19 protein-coding genes are annotated in these 19,322 nt (G+C 59.9%); 11 read left to right on the top strand and 8 right to left on the bottom strand.

Annotated elements, in window-relative coordinates:
* Nucleotides 1-268 precede the first annotated feature (268 nt).
* The gene (locus ABQX22_RS08670) at nucleotides 269-493 is read right to left on the bottom strand and encodes a hypothetical protein (RefSeq protein ID WP_349798481.1); all 225 of its coding nucleotides are present in this window, start codon (nucleotides 491-493) and stop codon (nucleotides 269-271) included.
* 980 nt (nucleotides 494-1,473) lie between these two features.
* Here ABQX22_RS08670 and rmuC point away from each other — a divergent pair.
* Together rmuC and ABQX22_RS08660 are read left to right on the top strand one after the other, a co-directional pair.
* The gene (gene rmuC / locus ABQX22_RS08665; RefSeq protein WP_349798480.1) at nucleotides 1,474-2,952 is read left to right on the top strand and encodes a DNA recombination protein RmuC; all 1,479 of its coding nucleotides are present in this window, start codon (nucleotides 1,474-1,476) and stop codon (nucleotides 2,950-2,952) included.
* A gap of 339 nt (nucleotides 2,953-3,291) precedes the next feature.
* Nucleotides 3,292-3,417 (top strand): PA1414 family protein, encoded by a 126-nt coding sequence (locus tag ABQX22_RS08660; protein WP_349798478.1) that lies wholly within the window; start codon nucleotides 3,292-3,294, stop codon nucleotides 3,415-3,417.
* A gap of 131 nt (nucleotides 3,418-3,548) precedes the next feature.
* Here the strand turns inward: ABQX22_RS08660 and ABQX22_RS08655 are convergent, their stop codons facing one another.
* Together ABQX22_RS08655 and speB are read right to left on the bottom strand one after the other, a co-directional pair.
* On the bottom strand, nucleotides 3,549-3,839 hold the full coding sequence (locus ABQX22_RS08655) for a hypothetical protein (RefSeq protein ID WP_349798476.1): 291 nt from the start codon (nucleotides 3,837-3,839) through the stop codon (nucleotides 3,549-3,551).
* Between the two features lie 234 nt (nucleotides 3,840-4,073).
* Nucleotides 4,074-5,024: an agmatinase gene (speB, locus tag ABQX22_RS08650; protein WP_349798475.1), complete on the bottom strand. Its 951-nt coding sequence runs from the start codon at nucleotides 5,022-5,024 to the stop codon at nucleotides 4,074-4,076.
* Nucleotides 5,025-5,280: 256 nt separating this feature from the next.
* Here speB and ABQX22_RS08645 point away from each other — a divergent pair, with 256 nt between their 5' ends.
* The gene (locus ABQX22_RS08645) at nucleotides 5,281-6,174 is read left to right on the top strand and encodes a LysR family transcriptional regulator (RefSeq protein WP_349798473.1); all 894 of its coding nucleotides are present in this window, start codon (nucleotides 5,281-5,283) and stop codon (nucleotides 6,172-6,174) included.
* Between the two features lie 14 nt (nucleotides 6,175-6,188).
* Entirely contained in the window at nucleotides 6,189-6,779 is a 591-nt protein-coding gene (locus ABQX22_RS08640) for a tRNA-uridine aminocarboxypropyltransferase (protein WP_349798471.1), read from the top strand.
* 28 nt (nucleotides 6,780-6,807) lie between these two features.
* Here the strand turns inward: ABQX22_RS08640 and ABQX22_RS08635 are convergent, their stop codons facing one another.
* From ABQX22_RS08635 to ABQX22_RS08625, 3 genes are read right to left on the bottom strand one after another with little or no spacing between them, the layout of a single operon-like run.
* Nucleotides 6,808-7,020 carry a DUF6316 family protein gene (locus tag ABQX22_RS08635; RefSeq protein WP_349798469.1) on the bottom strand — a complete coding sequence of 71 codons (213 nt, stop codon included), beginning with the start codon at nucleotides 7,018-7,020 and terminating at the stop codon, nucleotides 6,808-6,810.
* Between the two features lie 34 nt (nucleotides 7,021-7,054).
* Nucleotides 7,055-7,669, bottom strand: coding sequence for an NAD(P)H-dependent oxidoreductase (locus tag ABQX22_RS08630; protein WP_349798467.1), 615 nt, complete (start codon nucleotides 7,667-7,669; stop codon nucleotides 7,055-7,057).
* On the bottom strand, nucleotides 7,662-9,056 hold the full coding sequence (locus tag ABQX22_RS08625) for a class II fumarate hydratase (protein ID WP_349798466.1): 1,395 nt from the start codon (nucleotides 9,054-9,056) through the stop codon (nucleotides 7,662-7,664). The genes ABQX22_RS08630 and ABQX22_RS08625 overlap by 8 nt, the downstream gene beginning before the upstream one ends.
* A gap of 247 nt (nucleotides 9,057-9,303) precedes the next feature.
* Here ABQX22_RS08625 and ABQX22_RS08620 point away from each other — a divergent pair, with 247 nt between their 5' ends.
* The 7 genes from ABQX22_RS08620 to ABQX22_RS08590 all read left to right on the top strand — a co-directional run bounded on the left by ABQX22_RS08620 (nucleotide 9,304) and on the right by ABQX22_RS08590 (nucleotide 17,401).
* On the top strand, nucleotides 9,304-9,834 hold the full coding sequence (locus ABQX22_RS08620) for a DUF2059 domain-containing protein (protein WP_349798464.1): 531 nt from the start codon (nucleotides 9,304-9,306) through the stop codon (nucleotides 9,832-9,834).
* 15 nt (nucleotides 9,835-9,849) lie between these two features.
* Complete coding sequence (locus tag ABQX22_RS08615; RefSeq protein WP_349798462.1) at nucleotides 9,850-10,146, top strand: BolA family protein; 297 nt, start codon at nucleotides 9,850-9,852, stop codon at nucleotides 10,144-10,146.
* Between the two features lie 254 nt (nucleotides 10,147-10,400).
* Entirely contained in the window at nucleotides 10,401-11,375 is a 975-nt protein-coding gene (gene trhO, locus ABQX22_RS08610) for an oxygen-dependent tRNA uridine(34) hydroxylase TrhO (RefSeq protein ID WP_349798460.1), read from the top strand.
* Nucleotides 11,376-11,378: 3 nt separating this feature from the next.
* Nucleotides 11,379-12,014 carry a DsbA family protein gene (locus ABQX22_RS08605; RefSeq protein WP_349798458.1) on the top strand — a complete coding sequence of 212 codons (636 nt, stop codon included), beginning with the start codon at nucleotides 11,379-11,381 and terminating at the stop codon, nucleotides 12,012-12,014.
* Complete coding sequence (locus ABQX22_RS08600; protein ID WP_349798456.1) at nucleotides 12,007-13,833, top strand: ABC transporter ATP-binding protein; 1,827 nt, start codon at nucleotides 12,007-12,009, stop codon at nucleotides 13,831-13,833. Before ABQX22_RS08605 ends, ABQX22_RS08600 begins: the two co-directional genes overlap by 8 nt.
* A 263-nt stretch (nucleotides 13,834-14,096) precedes the next feature.
* Complete coding sequence (locus ABQX22_RS08595; protein ID WP_349798455.1) at nucleotides 14,097-16,562, top strand: EAL domain-containing protein; 2,466 nt, start codon at nucleotides 14,097-14,099, stop codon at nucleotides 16,560-16,562.
* A 47-nt stretch (nucleotides 16,563-16,609) separates the two neighbouring features.
* The gene (locus tag ABQX22_RS08590) at nucleotides 16,610-17,401 is read left to right on the top strand and encodes a TenA family transcriptional regulator (protein WP_349798721.1); all 792 of its coding nucleotides are present in this window, start codon (nucleotides 16,610-16,612) and stop codon (nucleotides 17,399-17,401) included.
* Nucleotides 17,402-17,404: 3 nt separating this feature from the next.
* Here the strand turns inward: ABQX22_RS08590 and ABQX22_RS08585 are convergent, their stop codons facing one another.
* Together ABQX22_RS08585 and ABQX22_RS08580 are read right to left on the bottom strand one after the other, a co-directional pair.
* Nucleotides 17,405-18,331, bottom strand: coding sequence for a GGDEF domain-containing protein (locus ABQX22_RS08585; protein ID WP_349798453.1), 927 nt, complete (start codon nucleotides 18,329-18,331; stop codon nucleotides 17,405-17,407).
* A 239-nt stretch (nucleotides 18,332-18,570) separates the two neighbouring features.
* Nucleotides 18,571-19,314 carry a YciK family oxidoreductase gene (locus ABQX22_RS08580; RefSeq protein WP_349798451.1) on the bottom strand — a complete coding sequence of 248 codons (744 nt, stop codon included), beginning with the start codon at nucleotides 19,312-19,314 and terminating at the stop codon, nucleotides 18,571-18,573.
* Between the last annotated feature and the right edge of the window lie 8 nt (nucleotides 19,315-19,322).

Genomic DNA, 19,322 nt, shown 5'->3' with positions numbered 1-19,322 from the left:
GGAAGTAGGTGGTCCGGTGAGCCCGGCGCTTGGCAGCAGTGAATCGGATGGGCTCACCGGAAGCGGCGCAGGCCGCTTGAGTTCAAGTGTAGTGTCATATTTGCAGTGTAAAGGGCTGTTTTTAAGATCTTTCCTGTTCATCTCGCCGCCCTATATAGCGGGCGTTCCTGACGCAGAACCAAATTTCATAAGAAAAACAGGCACAAAAAAGCCCCGCCGTTAAAGGGCGAGGCCTGGTTGTGTCAATCGTGTTACGCGACGAATGGTATCAGGCGGTGAGGGCCTGACGCGTCCGGTCGATAATGGCCTGCAGCGGCTCGGCGCTGGAGTACTGATCCGGGTACAAACGTTCGCTGTGACGCGCAATGCCGTGTTCGTTGACGATGGTGAAGCTGAAGCAGCCTTTGCGAGCGGCCATGATCAGGCAGTTCATTGGTGCGAAGGCGTTGGTGAGGGTGCGGATGGCATCCTGAGTGTGCATTTGGTGAGTCATGATGATGGTGTTCCTAAAACGACACGGAATAGAGCCGTGCAAAATTAAAACGTTCCAGAAAACGCGGGCCACCGCTCGATTGCGAGTCAGGGGCAGGGCGAAGAACCTGTCTGGAACAAAAGCAGCCAGTTAAAGCGCAGTTATCGTGTAGCGCTGGGCTGACCGGTAGGTACTTAGGAGGGCAGGCATCACAACAGGAGCGAAGGTTCGAGGCTCGGGGTGAAGATCCTGATCAATTTGCAGGCTGGTTTTGGCAGGGCATGGATCTCAAGAACATCCTTCCAGTCGTAGGGAAGGCCATGTCTGTGAGTAATGTCTGGAAACCATCGAGGTGGTCGATCCCTTTTTTCAGCCCGCTATCGTTGGATGAGCTTGGCTGGGGGATTTGTTCGACCAGAATTGACTTTCAGCTTGGTACTAACGGCGGCGATGCTAACTCAGTTGGCATGACGATGGAAGCACTCATTTCAAATATTGTTACATTCAGCGCGTGTTCAGCGAAGCGGGTGCATTGTGGCCGTACGCGTCATTACGGCTGTGCGCCATGATTTTCCTGAGTCCGCGACGGATCAGGCGCTCGACAGGGGCGTTGGATGGCCATCATTTTGTGAACCGAAATTCGACTTGTGCACATTAGCGCAGGTAGTTGCCATCTCACTGTCACATGCGTCGCTAACAGCTTGATTTAACGTGGTGATTTATTAAGTCAATGAAAACCATCGCTTTTTTTACTGGTGAAAAAATCGTCAGTTTGAACGCAGGCCCCATTCTGCCTGCGTTTGCGAAGGTTCACGGGGCGTTGTCCACTGAGTTATCCACAGCTTCTGTGGATTGTCCCAAGTCTTTACGCGTGTTTAGCCCGCCTCTAATGGCAAGCGCTCCATCCTCGAATTCAATCCCGGACCATTAATCGGAATCTGACGCCCCGGCCCGTTCTGCGCATAATGCCGCCAGCATGAATTGGCACGTGGGGAAAATGTATGGCTTTGGACCTGACCAGCCTGTTGCTGGGTCTTGGTGTAGCGGCGCTGCCGTTGCTGGCGCTGGTGTGGCATATGCAACGAAAGCTGGCGCGTCATCACGCGGACGCCGCGTTGATGGACGAGCGCTTGAGTAACGCACAGATGGCGCAGGAAGGGCTTAATGCCCAGCTCGACGCCAGCCGCGATGAAATCAGTGACCTGAGCCAGGCCAATGCGGTCAAGCAGGCCGATCTGGCGGCGTTGCGCAGAGAGGTCGAGTTGCTGCGCCAGCAGCATGATGACGCTCGGCACGCGGTGGAGGCCTGGAGTCACGAACGCGCGGATAAAGAAGCGGAATTACGCCGACTGGACTCGCAGTGCGCTTCGTTGAATGCCGAGTTGCGTGAGCAGCAGGAAAGCCATCAGCAACGGCTGGACGATCTGCAGGGGTCCCGTGATGAGTTGCGCGCCCAGTTTGCGGAGCTGGCCAGCAAGATTTTCGATGAGCGCGAACAACGCTTTGCCGAGACCAGTCAGCAGCAACTAGGTCAGTTGCTCAATCCGCTCAAAGAGCGCATCCAGTCGTTCGAAAAACGGGTGGAGGAGAGTTATCAACAGGAAGCGCGTGAACGGTTCTCCCTGAGCAAGGAGCTGGAGCGTCTGCAGCAACTCAACCAGCGCTTGAGCGATGAAGCGACCAACCTGACCCGTGCGCTCAAGGGCCAGAAGACCCAAGGCAACTGGGGCGAGTTGATTCTGGAGCGGGTGCTCGAGCACGCCGGCCTGGAAAAGGGGCGCGAGTACCAGACCCAGGTCAATCTAAAAGGCCCTGACGGCGAACGGTTCCAGCCGGATGTGCTGATCATGCTGCCCGGCGACAAGCAAGTGGTGGTCGATGCAAAAGTCAGCCTGACGGCGTATCAGCAATACGTGTCTGCTGATGACGATGTGATCGCGCAAGTAGCCCTCAAGCAGCATGTCTTGTCGCTGCGCAATCACGTGAAAGGCTTGTCGGGCAAGGATTACAAGCGTCTGGAAGGGCTGCACAGCCTGGATTTCGTGTTGCTGTTCGTGCCGATCGAGGCGGCGTTTTCGGCAGCGCTGCAAGCTGAGCCGAACATGTTCCAAGAAGCGTTCGACCGTAACATCGTCATTGTCAGCCCCACGACGTTGCTGGCGACGCTGCGGGTGATCGACAGCTTGTGGAAGCAGGAGCGGCAAAGCCAGAACGCCCGGGAAATCGCCGAGCGAGCGGGGTGGCTGTACGACAAGTTCGTGCTGTTCATCCAGGACCTTGACGAGGTGGGTAACCGCCTGCAGCAGCTGGATAAAGCCTACGGCGCGGCGCGAAACAAGCTGACCGAAGGGCGCGGCAATCTGGTCAGCCGCAGCGAGCAGCTTAAGCTGCTGGGCGCTCGGGCCAGCAAATCGCTGCCGGCTGATTTACTCGAGCGGGCCATGACCGATGAAGATGGACTGCCTCAGTTGCAGGAATAACCGTTGATCCTCTAAACGCGAAGGAGTGGCGAAGCAGCCGAGACGGGACCCTCATGATTTACAAAATGTTTCCTGAGCGGGACGCTGTATTCAGGCTGCGTCTCACACCGTCAGGCTCCCGGGGGCGTCGCCTTGACGCCCGCTGTGACGGGCTGAGCCCATGCCGTTGGTCGTGTGCTACCTGTCGATTTGCTGTTCGGAGGGTCAGAATTGTCGCGGCCGGAAAAAATATCTGCCGCGACACTCCGTAGCAGGCGTAAAGTGCAATCACGCACTATGATCTGCGTTAAGCGGCTCAGAGTTTGGTTGCGGAGAATTTCCCTGAAGGGGGCGTCAAGCATGAACAGCAAACTGCAAGAATGGCTTCACGACGTGGGCGTTGCCCTTGGCCTGATCGAACGGCCTAAACTGCAACCTATCCCCGTGCGCACCAACGATGACAAGCGTCGCCAGCCGCGGCGCTGAAACAGCAAACCAGGCATTCGCCACCAAGACATGCGGCGCTATCGCTCGATAGCCCGCTTATCCCTATAACGCCGCTGTACTGCTCGCAGCGTGCACTCGCTCAATCTCTTCTCAATCGGTAATCGAACGCATCAACGTTTGAGTGCGCTCTGGTCTCTCATTTCCGAAACGATAACGTCCACGAAACCTTTCAGGGTCAGCTCCCGGTAATCGTCGCTGTCAGGGATGTCCGACAGTTTGGATTGCAGACGCTGGGGCACAACGATCCCGAATTCTGACTGTAAATCGCTGAAAAATTTATCGAAATCCTGCTTGTCCAGGATCAGTGTGGTCATGAGGGCATCGTCCTTGATCGGGTCCTTGTCGACGAGTATTCGTCCCAACTCGTCTATTACACGCTGATGTACCTGTTGACGGTCCATGAAAGCCTCTGCTTTTACGTGGTGGAGCGTGACCTCAACTTCCGAATACAGAGGGTTATGTGAGCCAGCCCAGGCACTCAGCGTTCCCTGATAAGTCGCCCGTTTACACCTTGATCAGCCGCTCTAGCTTCAGGCTAGCTGAAGTTCGGTGCCAGAGCGGGTATCCATGACGGACTTTTTCCAAGGCGTGAAAAAGGGTGCTCGAAGCACCCTTGTACAGTACGGCGCTGAAGATCAGCGATGCGCCACGCCCGGCAGCACACAGAGCATTTCGTAGAGCAGGTTGGCCCCCAGCAACGAGGTGTTGCCGGTGGTGTCGTAGGGCGGCGAGACCTCGACCAGATCGCACCCGATCAGGTCCAGCCCCTGGCAGCCACGGATAATCTCAATCGCCTGAATCGTCGTCAGGCCGCCAATTTCCGGTGTGCCGGTCCCCGGTGCCCAGGCAGGGTCGATGCCATCGATATCAAAGCTCAAGTACACCGGACCACCCCCGACTTTTTCGCGCACTTCGGCCATCAGCGGGGCCAGGGATTTGTGCCAGCACTCTTCGGCCTGAACCACGCGGAAGCCCTGTTTGCGGCTCCAGTTGAAGTCTTCGGCGGTGTAGCCCTGCGCGCGCAGCCCGATCTGCACGACGCGATCACAGTCCAGCAGGCCTTCTTCCACCGCGCGCCGGAACGTGGTGCCGTGGGCGATTTTCTCGCCGAACATGTGATCGTTGACGTCAGCGTGGGCGTCGACATGCACCAACCCTACCTTGCCGTGCTTCTTGTGGATCGCACGCAGGATCGGCAGGGTGATGGTGTGGTCGCCGCCCAGGGTCAGCGGAATGATGCCGTGCTCGAGGAACCCGTCGTAGGCTTCTTCGATGATGCGCACGGCGTCCAGCAAATTGAAGGTATTAATGGCCACATCGCCGATGTCCGCCACCGACAACGAGTCGAACGGCGCAGCGCCCGTGGCCATGTTGTATGGGCGAATCATCACCGATTCGGCACGGATTTCCCGAGGGCCGAACCGGGTGCCGGCGCGCAGCGAAGTGCCGATGTCCAGCGGCACGCCGACGAACGCGGCGTCCAGCCCTTCGGCGGTCTGCAGGTGTGGCAGGCGCATCATGGTGGCGATGCCGGCGAAGCGCGGCATTTCGTTGCCGCCCAGTGGTTGGTGGAAAATCTTGTCCACGGGATTGCCTCATCGGTTGCGTGATGGGTGTAAAGCGATGGGCGGATTTTGCGAAGAGCGGGGGAGGGGAACAATCGCTGAGGCAAAATACTTAGTTCAGAGAATTCTGAAGTATCGGGTAAGCTGCGCGAAAACGCGGCTAGCTGTAGGAGCGAACTTGTTCGCGAAGCGTCTTGCCTGACACATCGTGCTGTCTGGTTCGCCAACAAGCTGGCTCCTACAGTTCTCCTCAGTCTCAGACATTTGCGGTATGACCATGGCCAGTGCGTTACCCGACTTGAAACTGCTGCGCATCTTTGTCTGTGTGGTGCGGCACCAGGGTTTCGCCAGCGCGCAGCAAGACCTCAACCTGTCGACTTCGGCCATCAGCACCTACATGAGTCAGCTGGAAGCAGCCTTGGGCATCGTGCTGTGTCATCGCGGGCGTGGCGGCTTCAGCCTGACCAGCAAGGGCGAACTGTTCCATCAGGAAACCCTGCGCCTTCTGGGTGAACTCGAAGGCTTCGAGCTGTACGCCGCCGCGCTCAAGGGCGAACTGCGTGGCACGCTGAACCTGGGGGTGCTCGACTCCACCGTCAGCGATCCGGCCCTGCCGTTCGCCGAAGTCATCGGCGCCTACAGCGCGGAACATCCGGCGGTGCATCTGCACCTGTCCGTCATGAGCCCGTACGAACTGCAACTCGGCGTCCTCGACAACCGGCTGGACCTGGCCATCGGTTCGTTTTCAACCCGAATGAATGGTTTGTTGTACCAGCCGCTGTACCGCGAGCAGCACTGGCTGTATTGCAGCAGCCGCCACCCGTTGTTCAACGAACGGCGCATCCCCGAGCCGGTCATCACTCAACAGCGCATGGTGGGGCGTGGCTATTGGAGCCAGGCAGAGCTGGCGCGCCACGGCTTCAAACACAGCGCGGCGACGGTGGAAAGCATGGAGGCGCAGCTGATTCTGGTGCTGTCCGGCGCCTACATCGGTTATCTGCCGGAGCATTACGCGCAGTCGTGGGTCGATTCGGGTCAGTTACGGGTGCTGTTGCCGGCGACGTTCGGTTATCAGGCGCCGTTCTCCATGATCCTGCGCCGGGGTCGCAGCCGTGAGCCGTTGATCCAGACCTTCCGTGACCTGCTCAAGGCCCAACTCAATCCACTCTGACGAGCAATGACGCCATGGCCCGTGCCCGCTGCGAACGCTGCCTGCGACCCGAACTTCACTGCCTGTGCGCGCTGATCCCGATGCTCGACAGCCGCACGCGGGTGTTGATTCTGCAGCACCCCAGCGAGGTCAATCACGCGCTGAACACCGCGCGGCTGGCGGCCCTGGGTTTGCGCAATGCCCTGTTGGTGGTGGGCGAGGTGTTCGAGGGACTGGAGCAATTGATCCACGTGCCGGGTTATCAGCCGTGCCTGTTGTTTCCGGGGGAGGGTGCAACGCCGCTGAGCGCATCAACCGCCGGGTCGTTGCCCGTCTTGCTGGTGGTGCCGGACGGTACATGGCGCAAGGCGCGCAAATTGCTGCACCTTAATCCGCTGCTGGCGGCGCTGCCGAGGGTGACGCTGGAGGATGCTCCGGGTTCACGCTATCGCCTGCGCAAGGCGCCGGGGCCGGATGCGCTGTCGACGCTGGAAGCGATCGTTCACGCCCTGCACACGCTGGAGCCTGACATTTCGTTCCAGGCGTTACTCACACCCTTCGATGCCCTGATCGATGGGCAGATTGCAGCCATGGGCGAGCAGACGTATCAGCGCAACCACCTGTGATCGTCGCGCCTGTCAGGCCGGGGCGCGGTCAGCCGTTCAGTTCAGAGGACTGCTCGGAGTTGTAGCCTTGCATGCGCTTGATGTAGGCCTCGGTTTCCTTGACCGCTTCGTTGCGGCTGGGGAACGGGCCTTCGAGGGTGTTTTCCCGCGTGCTGAAGAAATACGAGCCGTTGACCAGCGATACCCGATCAGCCCGGAAATGCACGGTTGCCCTGGCGTCTTGTTCACGTTTGCCTAACATAACCTTCCCCGAAAAATGCCGCGTTAAGTGGATGTTACTTCTTGCCCAGCGATTCTGCCTGCCGAATCCACTGCTGACGCTGTTCCTCGGTCGATGTGCGCACTGGCGCGAACTCCGTCAGACGCTTGGTCTTGATCCCGCAGAACTCCAGGATCGTGCGAGTCATCTGATGATGCGCCGGAGCCCCGTAGATCCAGCGGAAATACCGTGACGGCGTGTCCAGGGTCACCAGCAGCTCTGCAGTGCGGCCGCGCAGCAGTTCGTTGGACGGGTGCTTGCGACCGTGGGCCTTGAACGCGAAGCCGGGCATGAACACCCGGTCGATGAATCCGCTGAGGACCGCCGGAAGGCCGCCCCACCAGACCGGGTACACGAACACCAGGTGCTCGGCCCAGTGAATTTCGCGCTGGGCTTCGAGCAAATCGTGCTCCAGGGTCTGGCTTGAGTCGTAGCCGCCATGCAGCACCGGATCGAACTCCATTTCTTCAAGCTTGAGCATCCGCACCACATGGCCTTTGCTGCGCGCGCCCTGGGCATACGCTTCGCCCAGTGCGTGGCAGAGGCTGATGCTTTTCGGCGTGCCGACAATCATCAAGATGCGTTTGCCGTACCCTTCCAGTGGGGTGGCGCCGCTGATGGCATCAACCATTGCTTCCCGCCTCTAACATCTTCTCGGGGCGGACCCAGTTGTCGAACTCTTCATCGGTCAGGAAGCCCAGCGCCAGCGCCGCTTCACGCAACGTCAGGCCTTCGCTGTACGCCTTTTTGGCGATCTGCGCGGACTTGTCGTAGCCGATGTGCGGGTTGAGGGCTGTCACCAGCATCAAACCACGCTCCAGGTGCTCGGCCATTTTTTCCGCGTCCGGCTCCATGCCGGCGATGCAGTGCTCATTGAAGTTGCGGCAGCCGTCACCCAGCAGACGAATCGACTGCAGGATGTTGTGGATGATCACCGGTTTGTAGACGTTCAGTTGCAGGTGGCCCTGGCTGGCGGCGAAGCCGATGGTGACGTCGTTGCCCATGACCTGACAGGCCAGCATCGACAGCGCTTCGCACTGGGTCGGGTTGACCTTGCCCGGCATGATCGAACTGCCTGGCTCGTTGGCCGGCAGCTTGACTTCGGCCAGACCGGCGCGCGGGCCCGATCCCAGCAAGCGCAGGTCGTTGGCGATTTTCATGAGGGTCACGGCCAGGGTTTTCAGCGCGCCCGACAACGCAGTCAGCGGCTCATGCCCGGCCAGTGCGGCGAACTTGTTGGGCGCGGTCACGAATGGCAAGCCCGAGAGCGCCGCCAGTTCGGCCGCGATCGCTTCAGCAAAGCCATGGGGGGAATTGAGGCCGGTGCCCACGGCGGTCCCGCCTTGCGCCAGTTCGTACACGGCGGGCAGGGCGGCGCGGATGGCCTTTTCGGCGTAATCGAGTTGCGCCACGTAGGCTGACAGCTCCTGGCCGAAGGTGATCGGCGTCGCGTCCATCATGTGCGTGCGGCCGGTTTTCACCAGCTTCATGTAGCGCGAGGATTGTTCGGCGATACCGGCCGACAGCTCGGTAATGGCAGGCAGCAGCTGTTCCTTGACCGCTTGGGCGGCGGCGATGTGCATCGCGGTGGGGAAGCAGTCGTTGGAGCTTTGCGAGCGGTTGACGTGATCGTTGGGGTGGACCGGGCTCTTGCCGCCTCGGCCCTGGCCCGCGAGCTCATTGGCGCGACCGGCGATCACTTCGTTGGCGTTCATGTTGCTTTGGGTGCCGCTGCCGGTCTGCCAGACCACCAGGGGGAATTGGTCGTCGAGTTTGCCACTGAGCACTTCGTCGGCGGACTGTTCGATCAGTCGGGCGATGTCGGCGGGCAGGTCGCCGTTGCGGTCGTTGACCCGGGCGGCAGCTTTCTTGATCAGGGCCAGTGCGTGCAGGACGGGCAGCGGCATGTGCTCCTGGCCAATGGCGAAATTGATCAACGAGCGTTGAGTTTGTGCTCCCCAGTAAGCGTCTTCGGGGACTTCGATCGGACCTATGCTGTCGGTTTCGGTACGGCTCACTGGACTGTCTCCTCAAGGTCGATGGCGCTGTTTAGGCCCTGAGAACCCGGTCGGGTTCCCGCCTTATTGCGCGAAAAGAACGCGAACCGACATAGTGCGTCAAAATGTTGCTCAAGGGGGGATGAAAACGCATCGGCGTCGGCAGCGGAATTAACCACTCGTAGGGTCGGGGGTTGAGCGCAATGCAAAAAGGGGCGCAGAATGTTCGGTCTTGGGGTTCTGCCTCGCTTGTTAGAAAGGAAACTCGATGACCCGTATTCGTGCCATCTGTGCTGCGGTTGCTCTGGTATGTGCCAGCGGCCAGGTTCTCGCCGATACCGCCAGCCACGAAGCCAGCGCTATGACATTCCTCAAACTGGCTCATGCCGACAAGTTGGGCACACCGGTCTACATGCAAGTGCAGCAAATGTTTGCTCAGCGTTTTGCCGAGACCAAAGCGCCTGCTGCCAAGCAAGCCACGCTTGAGACTTACCAGGCCAAGGCCAACGCCGCACTGGACCAGGCCATTGGCTGGAACAAGCTGCAGCCGGACATGGTCAAGCTCTACACCGCAAGCTTCACCGAAAAAGAGCTGAAAGATCTGGTCGCGTTCTACGAGTCGCCACTGGGCAAGAAAGTGCTGACCAAGATGCCTGAGCTGACTCAGCAATCGGCTCAGTTGACCCAGAGCAAACTGGAAAGCGCAGTGCCTGTCGTCAACAAGCTGTTGGCCGACATGACCGCTGAACTGACACCTGCCGGCAAACCTGCCGCAGTTCCAGCACCTAAAAAGCCATAAGCAGCGAAGCCCCCCATGAGCATGCAACAGCGAATCGAATCGGCGTTGACGGTCTTTCAGCCTCAGCACCTTGAGGTGTTGAACGAAAGCCACATGCACAGTCGCGGTGAGGAAACTCACTACAAGGCGATTCTGGTCAGTGACCAGTTTGCGGGGCTCAATGCGGTCAAGCGGCACCAGAAGGTCTACGGCATTCTGGGCGGCCTGATGGGCGAGTTCCACGCCTTGGCGTTGCACACCTACACCCCGGAAGAATGGTCGAAGCAGGGCCTTGTGCCGGCTTCACCGACTTGCGCGGGTGGACATGCGTAAACGGCGGTAATGGCGGTGATGATGCAGGAGCGCGCTTGCCCGCGAAGATGCCGGATGACCGATGAATGTTTATCGGACGCACCGACGCCATCGCGGGCAAGCGCGCTCCTACCTGTCTGTTCCACCCATCACCCTCCTGTCTGAACACCCTGCCTTTTTGCTAGAATCCCCGCCGCGTTGCCCCGGTCGGCACGCTATCACCTGAATTTTTATCCGGTAGGCCCTTTGCGAGGGTCGCCACCTGGAGACGCACCATGACCCAAACCGCCCCTGTCGTCGTCGCGGCGTTGTACAAATTCGTCACCCTTTCCGATTACGTCGCGCTGCGCGAGCCGCTGCTTCAGGCGATGGTCGACAATGGCGTCAAAGGCACCTTGCTGATCGCCGACGAAGGCATCAACGGCACCGTTTCCGGCAGCCGTGAAGGCATCGACGGGCTGATGGCCTGGTTGAAAAAAGACCCGCGCATGGTCGATATCGATCACAAGGAATCCTACTGCGACGAACAGCCCTTCTATCGCACCAAGGTCAAGCTCAAGAAAGAGATCGTGACCCTGGGTGTTGAAGGCGTGGACCCGAACAAAACCGTGGGCACCTACGTTGATCCCAAAGACTGGAACGCGCTGATTGCCGATCCCGAAGTCTTGTTGATCGACACCCGCAACGACTACGAGGTGTCCATCGGCACCTTCGAAGGCGCTATCGACCCCAAGACCACCAGCTTCCGTGAGTTCCCGGACTACATCAAAGCGCACTTCGACCCGTCGGTTCACAAGAAGGTGGCCATGTTCTGCACCGGGGGTATTCGTTGCGAAAAAGCCTCCAGCTACATGCTCGGCGAGGGGTTTGAAGAGGTGTATCACCTCAAGGGCGGGATTCTCAAATACCTGGAGCAAGTGCCCCAGGAAGAGACCCAGTGGCGTGGCGACTGCTTTGTCTTCGACAACCGCGTGACTGTGCGCCACGACCTGACCGAAGGCGACTATGACCAGTGCCATGCCTGCCGCACGCCGATCAGCGTCGAAGACCGTGCCAGCGAGCATTACACCCCCGGCGTCAGTTGCCCTCATTGCTGGGACACGCTGAGTGAGAAGACCCGCCGCAGCGCCATCGACCGGCAAAAGCAGATCGAACTGGCGAAAGCGCGCAACCAGCCCCATCCTATCGGTCGTAACTACCGGGCGCTGGACGCCGACGCCAAACACGAAAACCCATCCAACGAGGCCTGACCGATGCGCACCCGCCTGCTCTACGTGATGGACCCAATGTGTTCGTGGTGCTGGGGGTTTGCCCCGGTCGCCGACGCGTTGGTCGAGCAGGCGAGGGTGGCGGGTTTGCCGCTGCATCTGGTGGTAGGCGGTTTGCGCACCGGCAGCGGCGCCGCGCTGGAACCGGCCACCCGGCGCTACATCCTCGAGCACTGGCAGGCGGTCAAAGACACCACCGGCCAGTCGTTTCGGCTCGACGGCGCGCTGCCGGACGGCTTCGTCTACGACACCGAGCCTGCCTGCCGCGCCGTGGTCGCGGCCCGCAGCCTGGATCCGGACATCGCCTGGCGATTGGTGAAAGAGATTCAGCAGGCGTTCTATCTCGAAGGCCGCGACGTGACCCAGGGGTCGGTGCTGGCCGAGCTGGCGGAGCGCGCCGGCTTGCCGAGAATCGAGTTCGCCGAGGCGTTCGACAGCGCTGAACAACAGGCCGCAACGGCGTCTGATTTCAGTTGGGTTCAGGACCTGGGCCTTGCCGGCTTTCCGACCCTGCTGGCCGAACGCAACGGCCAGCTGGCGCTGCTCACCAACGGTTATCAACCGCTGGAGCAATTGTCGCCCTTGCTCAGCCGTTGGCTGGAGCGTGCCGCCAGTGCCTGATCCGCTCAATGCCCCGCCAACCGCCGAGCCGTCACCGCCTGTTGATCGCCTGAGCTGGGCAGAAATCCGGCGTCTGGCCCTGCATCATAGAAAGTCGCTGTGGATCGCCAACATCGTCGCCGCCCTGGCTGTGCTGTGTTCGGTGCCCATTCCGTTGCTGCTGCCGCTGTTGGTGGACGAAGTGCTGCTCGGGCATGGCGACCGCGCGCTCACCTTCATGAACCAGTTCCTGCCCGACAGCCTGCACAAGGCGGCGGGCTATATCGGTCTGATGCTGCTGTTCACCTTGACCCTGCGTGTGGGGGCACTGGTGTTCAACGTGTTGCAGGCGCGGCTGTTCGCCCGGCTGGCCAAGGACATCGTGTACCGGATTCGGCTGCGTCTGATCGACCGCCTCAAGCGCATTTCCCTGGGGGAATATGAAAGCCTGGGCAGCGGCACGGTGACGGCGCATCTGGTGACCGATCTGGACACGGTCGATAAGTTCGTCGGCGAAACCCTGAGCAAATTCCTGGTCGCCGTCCTGACGCTGGCCGGCACTTCGGCCATTTTGCTGTGGATGCACTGGCAGTTGGCGCTGTTGATTCTGCTGTTCAACCCGCTGGTGATTTTTGCCACGGTGCAGTTGGGCAAGCGGGTCAAAACCCTCAAAAAACTGGAGAACGACAGCACCTCGCGTTTCACCCAGGCGCTGACTGAAACCCTGGATGCGATTCAGGAAGTGCGGGCGGGCAATCGACAGGGCTACTTCCTCGGTCGTCTGGGGTTGCGGGCGCAGGAGGTGCGTGACTATGCCGTGGCGTCTCAATGGAAGAGCGACGCGTCCAACCGGGCCAGTGGGCTGTTATTCCAGTTCGGGATCGATATCTTTCGTGCGGCGGCGATGCTCACCGTGCTGTTCTCGGACTTGTCCATCGGGCACATGCTCGCGGTGTTCAGTTACCTGTGGTTCATGATCGGGCCCGTGGAGCAGCTGCTGAATCTGCAGTACGCGTTCTACGCAGCGGGTGGCGCGTTGACCCGTATCAACGAGCTGCTGTCCCGCGCGGACGAGCCCCAGTACCCGGGTGGCACGGATCCGTTCGCCGGCCAGAAGACCGTGGGCATCGAGGTGCGCGGCCTGCGGTTCGGCTACGGCGACGAACCGGTGCTCGATCAACTGGACCTGTTGATCGCGCCGGGTGAAAAGGTGGCCATCGTCGGCGCCAGCGGCGGCGGCAAGAGCACTCTGGTGCAGCTGCTGCTGGGTTTATACACCGCCGAAGCCGGCAGCATTCGTTACGGCGGCGCTACGCTGCAGGCCATCGGCCTGGAAGCCGTGCGGGAAAACGTCGCGGTGGTCTTGCAACATCCTGCGCTGTTCAACGACACGGTCCGCGCCAACCTGACCATGGGCCGCGAGCGGGGCGACGACGCCTGCTGGCAGGCGCTTCACATCGCTCAGCTGGACGCCACCATCCGCCAATTGCCGCAAGGCCTGGACAGCGTGGTCGGCCGTTCCGGCGTGCGCTTGTCCGGCGGCCAGCGCCAACGGCTGGCCATTGCGCGCATGGTGTTGTCCGACCCGAAAGTGGTGATCCTCGATGAGGCCACGTCTGCGCTGGACGCCGCTACCGAATACAACCTGCATCAGGCCCTGGCGCAGTTTCTCAGCGGGCGAACGACCCTGATCGTTGCGCACCGGCTGTCCGCAGTAAAGCAAGCCGATCGTGTGCTGGTGTTCGACGGCGGCAGCGTGGCGGAAGATGGCGGGCATTCCCAATTGATTGCAGATGGGGGGTTGTACGCGCGTCTTTATGGTCATTTGCAGGGAGTTTGACGCTGTTTATCGGTTTTTTGCGTGAATACCGGTAAATGGCGCATCGCCACTGGACCGGGCGATTTGTTGAACTATGCTTGCGCTGCAACCTCCATTGAATCGACCGCGCTTTTTTCACATCGCGTGTGCGCATGACAGCGGACGCTCGAACGCTGGATGGATGAGAACACTTGCATCGTGGAAATTGGCCGAATTCCCTCAGGCTCAAAATGGAGAGCCTGCATGGGGAGTAAGTATCTGGCAGTGCTGATGAAAGGGACACCATGAAGCAAAAGCGTATTCTCGAGAAGCCTCGTCTTCTGGGTATCGTGTGGCCATTTATCGCCGTGGTGCTGTTGCAGGCATTACTGGGGTGCGTGAGCCTGTACATGATGTCGGCGGTGCGCAGTTATGTAGGCGGCGAAAGCCTGTGGTCCAAGGGCCAGAAGGACGCGATCTATTACCTCAATCTCTACGCCAACAGCCGTGACGAGATCAATTACCTGAGGTACCAGCAGGCGATTGCCATTCCCCAGGGTGGGCACGAATTGCGGGTGGCGCTGGAACAGCCTGTGCCGGATATCCCACGGGCCACTGCAGGCATCCTGCAGGGTGGTAACGATCCCGACGATGCAGCAAGCATCATTTGGTTGTACCTCAACTTCCGCCATTTCAGTTACCTGGAACGGGCCATCGACCTGTGGAAGGTCGGTGACGACTACCTGCTGCAACTGGACGCCGTCGCCCGGGACATTCATGCCGCAGTCCTTGCCGGCACCTCCACCCCGGGCGATGTGCTGAGCTGGCGCGCCGAGATAAACGCCATCAACGAATCCGTGACACCGGCGGCCATGGCGTTCAGTAACGCGCTGGGCGAAGGCTCCCGGGTGATTCTGCGGATCCTGCTGGTCACCAACCTGGCAACCGCCCTGTGCCTGATCCTCCTGGCGTTGCTGCGCACGCACAAACTGCTCAAACAGCGGCATGCCTTTGCCAGCGCCCTGGAGGAGGAGAAAGAGCGCGCGCAGATCACCCTTGAGTCCATCGGCGATGGCGTCATTGCCACCGATGTCGACGGGGCGATTGCCTACATGAACCCCGCCGCCGAGCAGTTGACTCACTGGACGTCGGAGCAGGCGGCCGGGTTGCCGCTGGCGTCGCTGTTCAGCCTGCTGGACGAGAACGATCAGAAGGACAGCTCGACGCTGATCGAACACATTCTGGCCGGCAAGTTAATCGGCTGCAGCGAGCACTCCAAGCTGATCCAGCGGCTTGACGGCACCACCGTCTCTGTCGCCTTGACCGGCGCGCCGATCAGGACCGACGGCCACGTCAGCGGCGCGGTGCTGGTGCTGCATGACATGACCCAGGAGCGGCAATACCTCGCCAATCTGTCCTGGCAAGCGTCCCACGACGCCCTGACCGGTCTGGCCAACCGGCGTGAATTCGAGTATCGGCTGGAGCAGGCGCTTGCCAGCCTGTCCCATCAGCCCGGCAATCACGCACTGATGTTTCTGGACCTGGACCAATTCAAACTGGTCAACGACACCAATGGCCACGCGGCCGGCGATGAGCTGCTGCGTCATATCTGCGCGCTGTTGCAGCAAGGCATCCGCGAAGGCGATACCCTGGCGCGGCTGGGCGGGGACGAGTTCGGGGTTCTGCTGCGGCACTGCACGGCGGACTCGGCGGAAAAAATCGCCGAGGGGTTGCGTCAGACCGTCGAAAGCCTGCATTTCGTGTGGAAGGGCCGCCCCTCCGTGACCACTGTCAGCATCGGGCTGGTGCATCTGTCCAATGCGCCGGTTAATCTGGAGTCTTCGCTGCGCGCCGCCGACATGGCCTGCTACATGGCCAAGGAAAAAGGCCGCAACCGGGTTCAGGTCTACCACGACGATGATTCGGAGCTGTCGACGCGGTTTGGTGAAATGGCGTGGATTCAGCGCCTGCACATGGCCCTGGACGAAAACCGGTTCTGCCTGTACTCCCAGGAAATCGCCGCGCTGGGACGCGTCCCGGACGGCAGCAGCGGGCATGTGGAGATCCTGTTGCGGCTGCGCGATGAATCAGGCCGCATGATCCTGCCGGACAGTTTCATTCCCGCCGCCGAGCGTTATGGGATGATGACCACGCTGGATCGCTGGGTGGTGCAAAACGTCTTCAAGGTTATTTCCAATTGCCTGGCCGATGAACATCGCCAGGGGCCGTTGGCGGTCTGTGCCATCAACCTCTCCGGTACCAGCATTGGCGATGATGCGTTTCTCCAATACTTGCGCCAGCAGTTTCAGATGTACGCCATTCCGCCAGAACTCATCTGTTTTGAAATCACTGAAACCAGTGCGATTTCCAATCTGGGCAGCGCTATTCGATTCATCAACGAATTGAAAAGTCTGGGTTGCCGGTTTTCCCTGGATGACTTCTGTGCAGGCATGTCGTCATTCGCTTACTTGAAACATTTGCCTGTGGATTTCTTGAAGATTGATGGCAGTTTCGTAAAAGACATGCTCGACGACCCGATCAATCGGGCCATGGTGGAAGTGATTAACCATATCGGTCATGTAATGGGCAAAAAGACCATCGCCGAGTTCGTCGAAAGCCCCCAGATAGAGCAGGCGCTAATGGAAATCGGTGTGGACTACGCTCAGGGTTACGTTATTGAGCGACCGCAATTATTCACCTGTGAACGTCTGCATGCGCGACCCGCGAGGCAGACTCCCATGTTATTCAGCGCCCCTGGAACCTTTCGCTGAATGACACCGATGCGCAACACTCAATAAGGAGCTTTACAGTGATCGATATGTTCGTTCGGACCGGTCCGCTGATGGACGCCAGCAGTTACCCCTCCTGGGCGCAGCAATTGATTGAAGATTGCAGCGGCGCCAAGTCCAAGGTGGTAGGGCATGAACTTTATCAACGAATGAGAGATGGAACACTGAGCTCCAACGTCATGCGCCAATATTTGATTGGCGGCTGGCCGGTGGTGGAACAGTTCGCGGTCTATATGGCCCATAACCTGACCAAGACTCGTTTTGCCCGGCATCCGGGTGAAGACATGGCGCGTCGCTGGTTGATGCGTAATATTCGGGTCGAACTCAACCATGCCGATTATTGGGTCAATTGGAGTGCGGCGCACGGCGTCACACTCGACGACCTGCAAGCCCAGCGGGTGCCTTCCGAGCTGCACGCTCTGAGTCATTGGTGCTGGCAGGCCTGTACGTCGGAATCGCTGGTGGTGGCGATTGCCGCGACCAACTACGCGATCGAAGGCGCAACCGGTGAGTGGTCGGCGGTGGTGTGTTCCCAGGACACCTACGCAGACCTGTTTCCGGCGGACCAGCGAAAGCGGGCGATGAAGTGGCTCAAGATGCACGCGCAGTATGACGACGCCCACCCATGGGAAGCCCTGGAAATCATCTGCACATTGGCGGGCAATAACCCCAGTATGCAGTTGCAGGCCGAACTGCGAACGGCAGTCTGCAAAAGCTATGAATACATGCACCTGTTTCTGGAGCGGTGCATGGCGCTGGAGCACTCGCAGCAGGGGCGGGACACGCTCGCTCGGGAGCGTCGGTTCGAGGCGGTGGAGTAAGGCTCAGCTCGCCATTTCAAGGCGATTTCGACCCTGGCGCTTGGCCGCATACAGCGCGGCATCGGCGCGCCGGATCAGGCTGTCGGCGGTTTCCCCCGGCATCAGGGTCGAGCAGCCGATGCTGACGGTCAGACCTACAGGCGGGCCGTCTACGGGATAAGTGAGCAGCAGTGCCGCGGTGCGAAGGCGCTCGCCCACCAGCGCGGCAGGCTCACGACCGGTGTTGGACAGCACGATCAGGAACTCTTCGCCGCCGAACCTGAACACCTGATCGATGTTGCGCATGCGGGTTTTGATGCCGTCCGCGATGGCTCTGAGCACCTGATCACCGGTGGCGTGGCCATGGGTGTCATTGATGACCTTGAAGTGGTCGATGTCGAGCATCAGCACGGACAGTGGCAGTTGCTGGCGTCGAGCAATTTCTGTTTCCCGCGCCAGCGTCTGCTCCATGGCCACGCGATTGCCTGCGCCGGTCAACGGGTCGCGTAGCGCACTGAGCATGGCGGCCCGGTAAAGGAGGGCATTGCGCATGGGGTGCAGCAGGCACGCCAGCAACGATTCGAGCTGCAGCAGTTCTTCATCAGTGAAACGGTACTCACGCTGGAACGACACCTCGCCCATGTGTTCGCCTTTAAGGCTCATGTCATAGCTGGCGTGGTGCAAGGCACGGCTGCCCAACTCAAGGCGCAGGTCGGTCTCCTTGTGCTTGAATTGCAGGGCATTCATGGGTACGAGGCGTTGCACGCAACGGTAGAAAAGGCCGAGTATCTTGTCGGCCTCCAGGCTGGTTTGAAGCTGCAATCCGAGTTGTTGCCGCAGTGTTTCAAGATCAATGGGTTCGTCCACTGCATGCAGCGGTGGGGCAAAACCCAGGCGCTGTAATTTGGCGCTGTCAAAATCAATGGCGTTGGTACGGGTAGGAAAACTCAAGTTTTCTCTCCTCCTATGCATCGCTGCAGGGCTTGGCAGTCTTTGAGTGAAACGCGTGCCGACGCGTTCCCGCCGTCCATCGTTATTAGAAGCATTGAAACAGAGCGAGCAGCTGAAACGTGGCGATTCAGGCGACGCTTTGTTGACGCTCTAATCGATGAAGACGGCGTATTCTTCACGCCTGTGACGGGAATCTGTCGAGCCTACCATACCTCACACGCCACGCCCTTAAAGACGCCTCACTTTTGCGCATCAAACGCCTGACCATTGACGCCGGTGCTGTCCGGTCCCATCAAATACAGATAAACCGGCATGATTTCGTCAGGGGTCGGATTGTTCAACGGATTCTCTGCGGGATACGCCTGTGCACGCATTTGAGTGCGTGTAGCGCCCGGATTGATGCTATTGGCACGTACGGGCGCGACGCCGTCCAGCTCATCGGCCAGGGTCTGCATCAGCCCTTCGGTAGCGAATTTGGACACCCCATAAGCGCCCCAATACGCGCGGCCTTTGCGTCCGACGCTGCTGGAGGTGAACACCACCGATGCGTCCAGAGACAGCTTGAGCAAGGGCATCAGGGTCGAGGTCAGCATGAACATTGCGTTCACGTTGATGTGCATCACGCGCATGAACTGCTCGCCGGACAATTGCTCGATGGGCGTGCGCGGGCCGATGATCGAGGCGTTATGCAGCAATCCGTCCAAGTGGCCGAATTCACCTTCGAGCAGCGCCGCCAGCTCATCGTATTGGTGAGGCTGGGCCGTCTCGAGGTCGAAGGGGATAACAGCAGGCCTGGCATGACCCGCCGCATGGATTTCGTCGTAGACCTCAATCAGATTCGCTTCAGTCTTGCCCAGCAGCAGGACTGTCGCGCCATGGGCTGCATAGGTCTTCGCAGCTGCGGCGCCGATGCCGCGGCCTGCACCGGTGACGAGGATCACCCGATCCTTGAGCAGGTCGGGGCGAGCGGAATAAGAAAACATGAGAAAAC

The organism is Xanthomonas sp. WHRI 1810A (assembly GCF_040202885.1).
Lineage (GTDB): Bacteria > Pseudomonadota > Gammaproteobacteria > Pseudomonadales > Pseudomonadaceae > Aquipseudomonas.
Note: the sequence above shows the minus strand (reverse complement) of the source record. Positions and strands in the feature narration are given on the sequence as shown.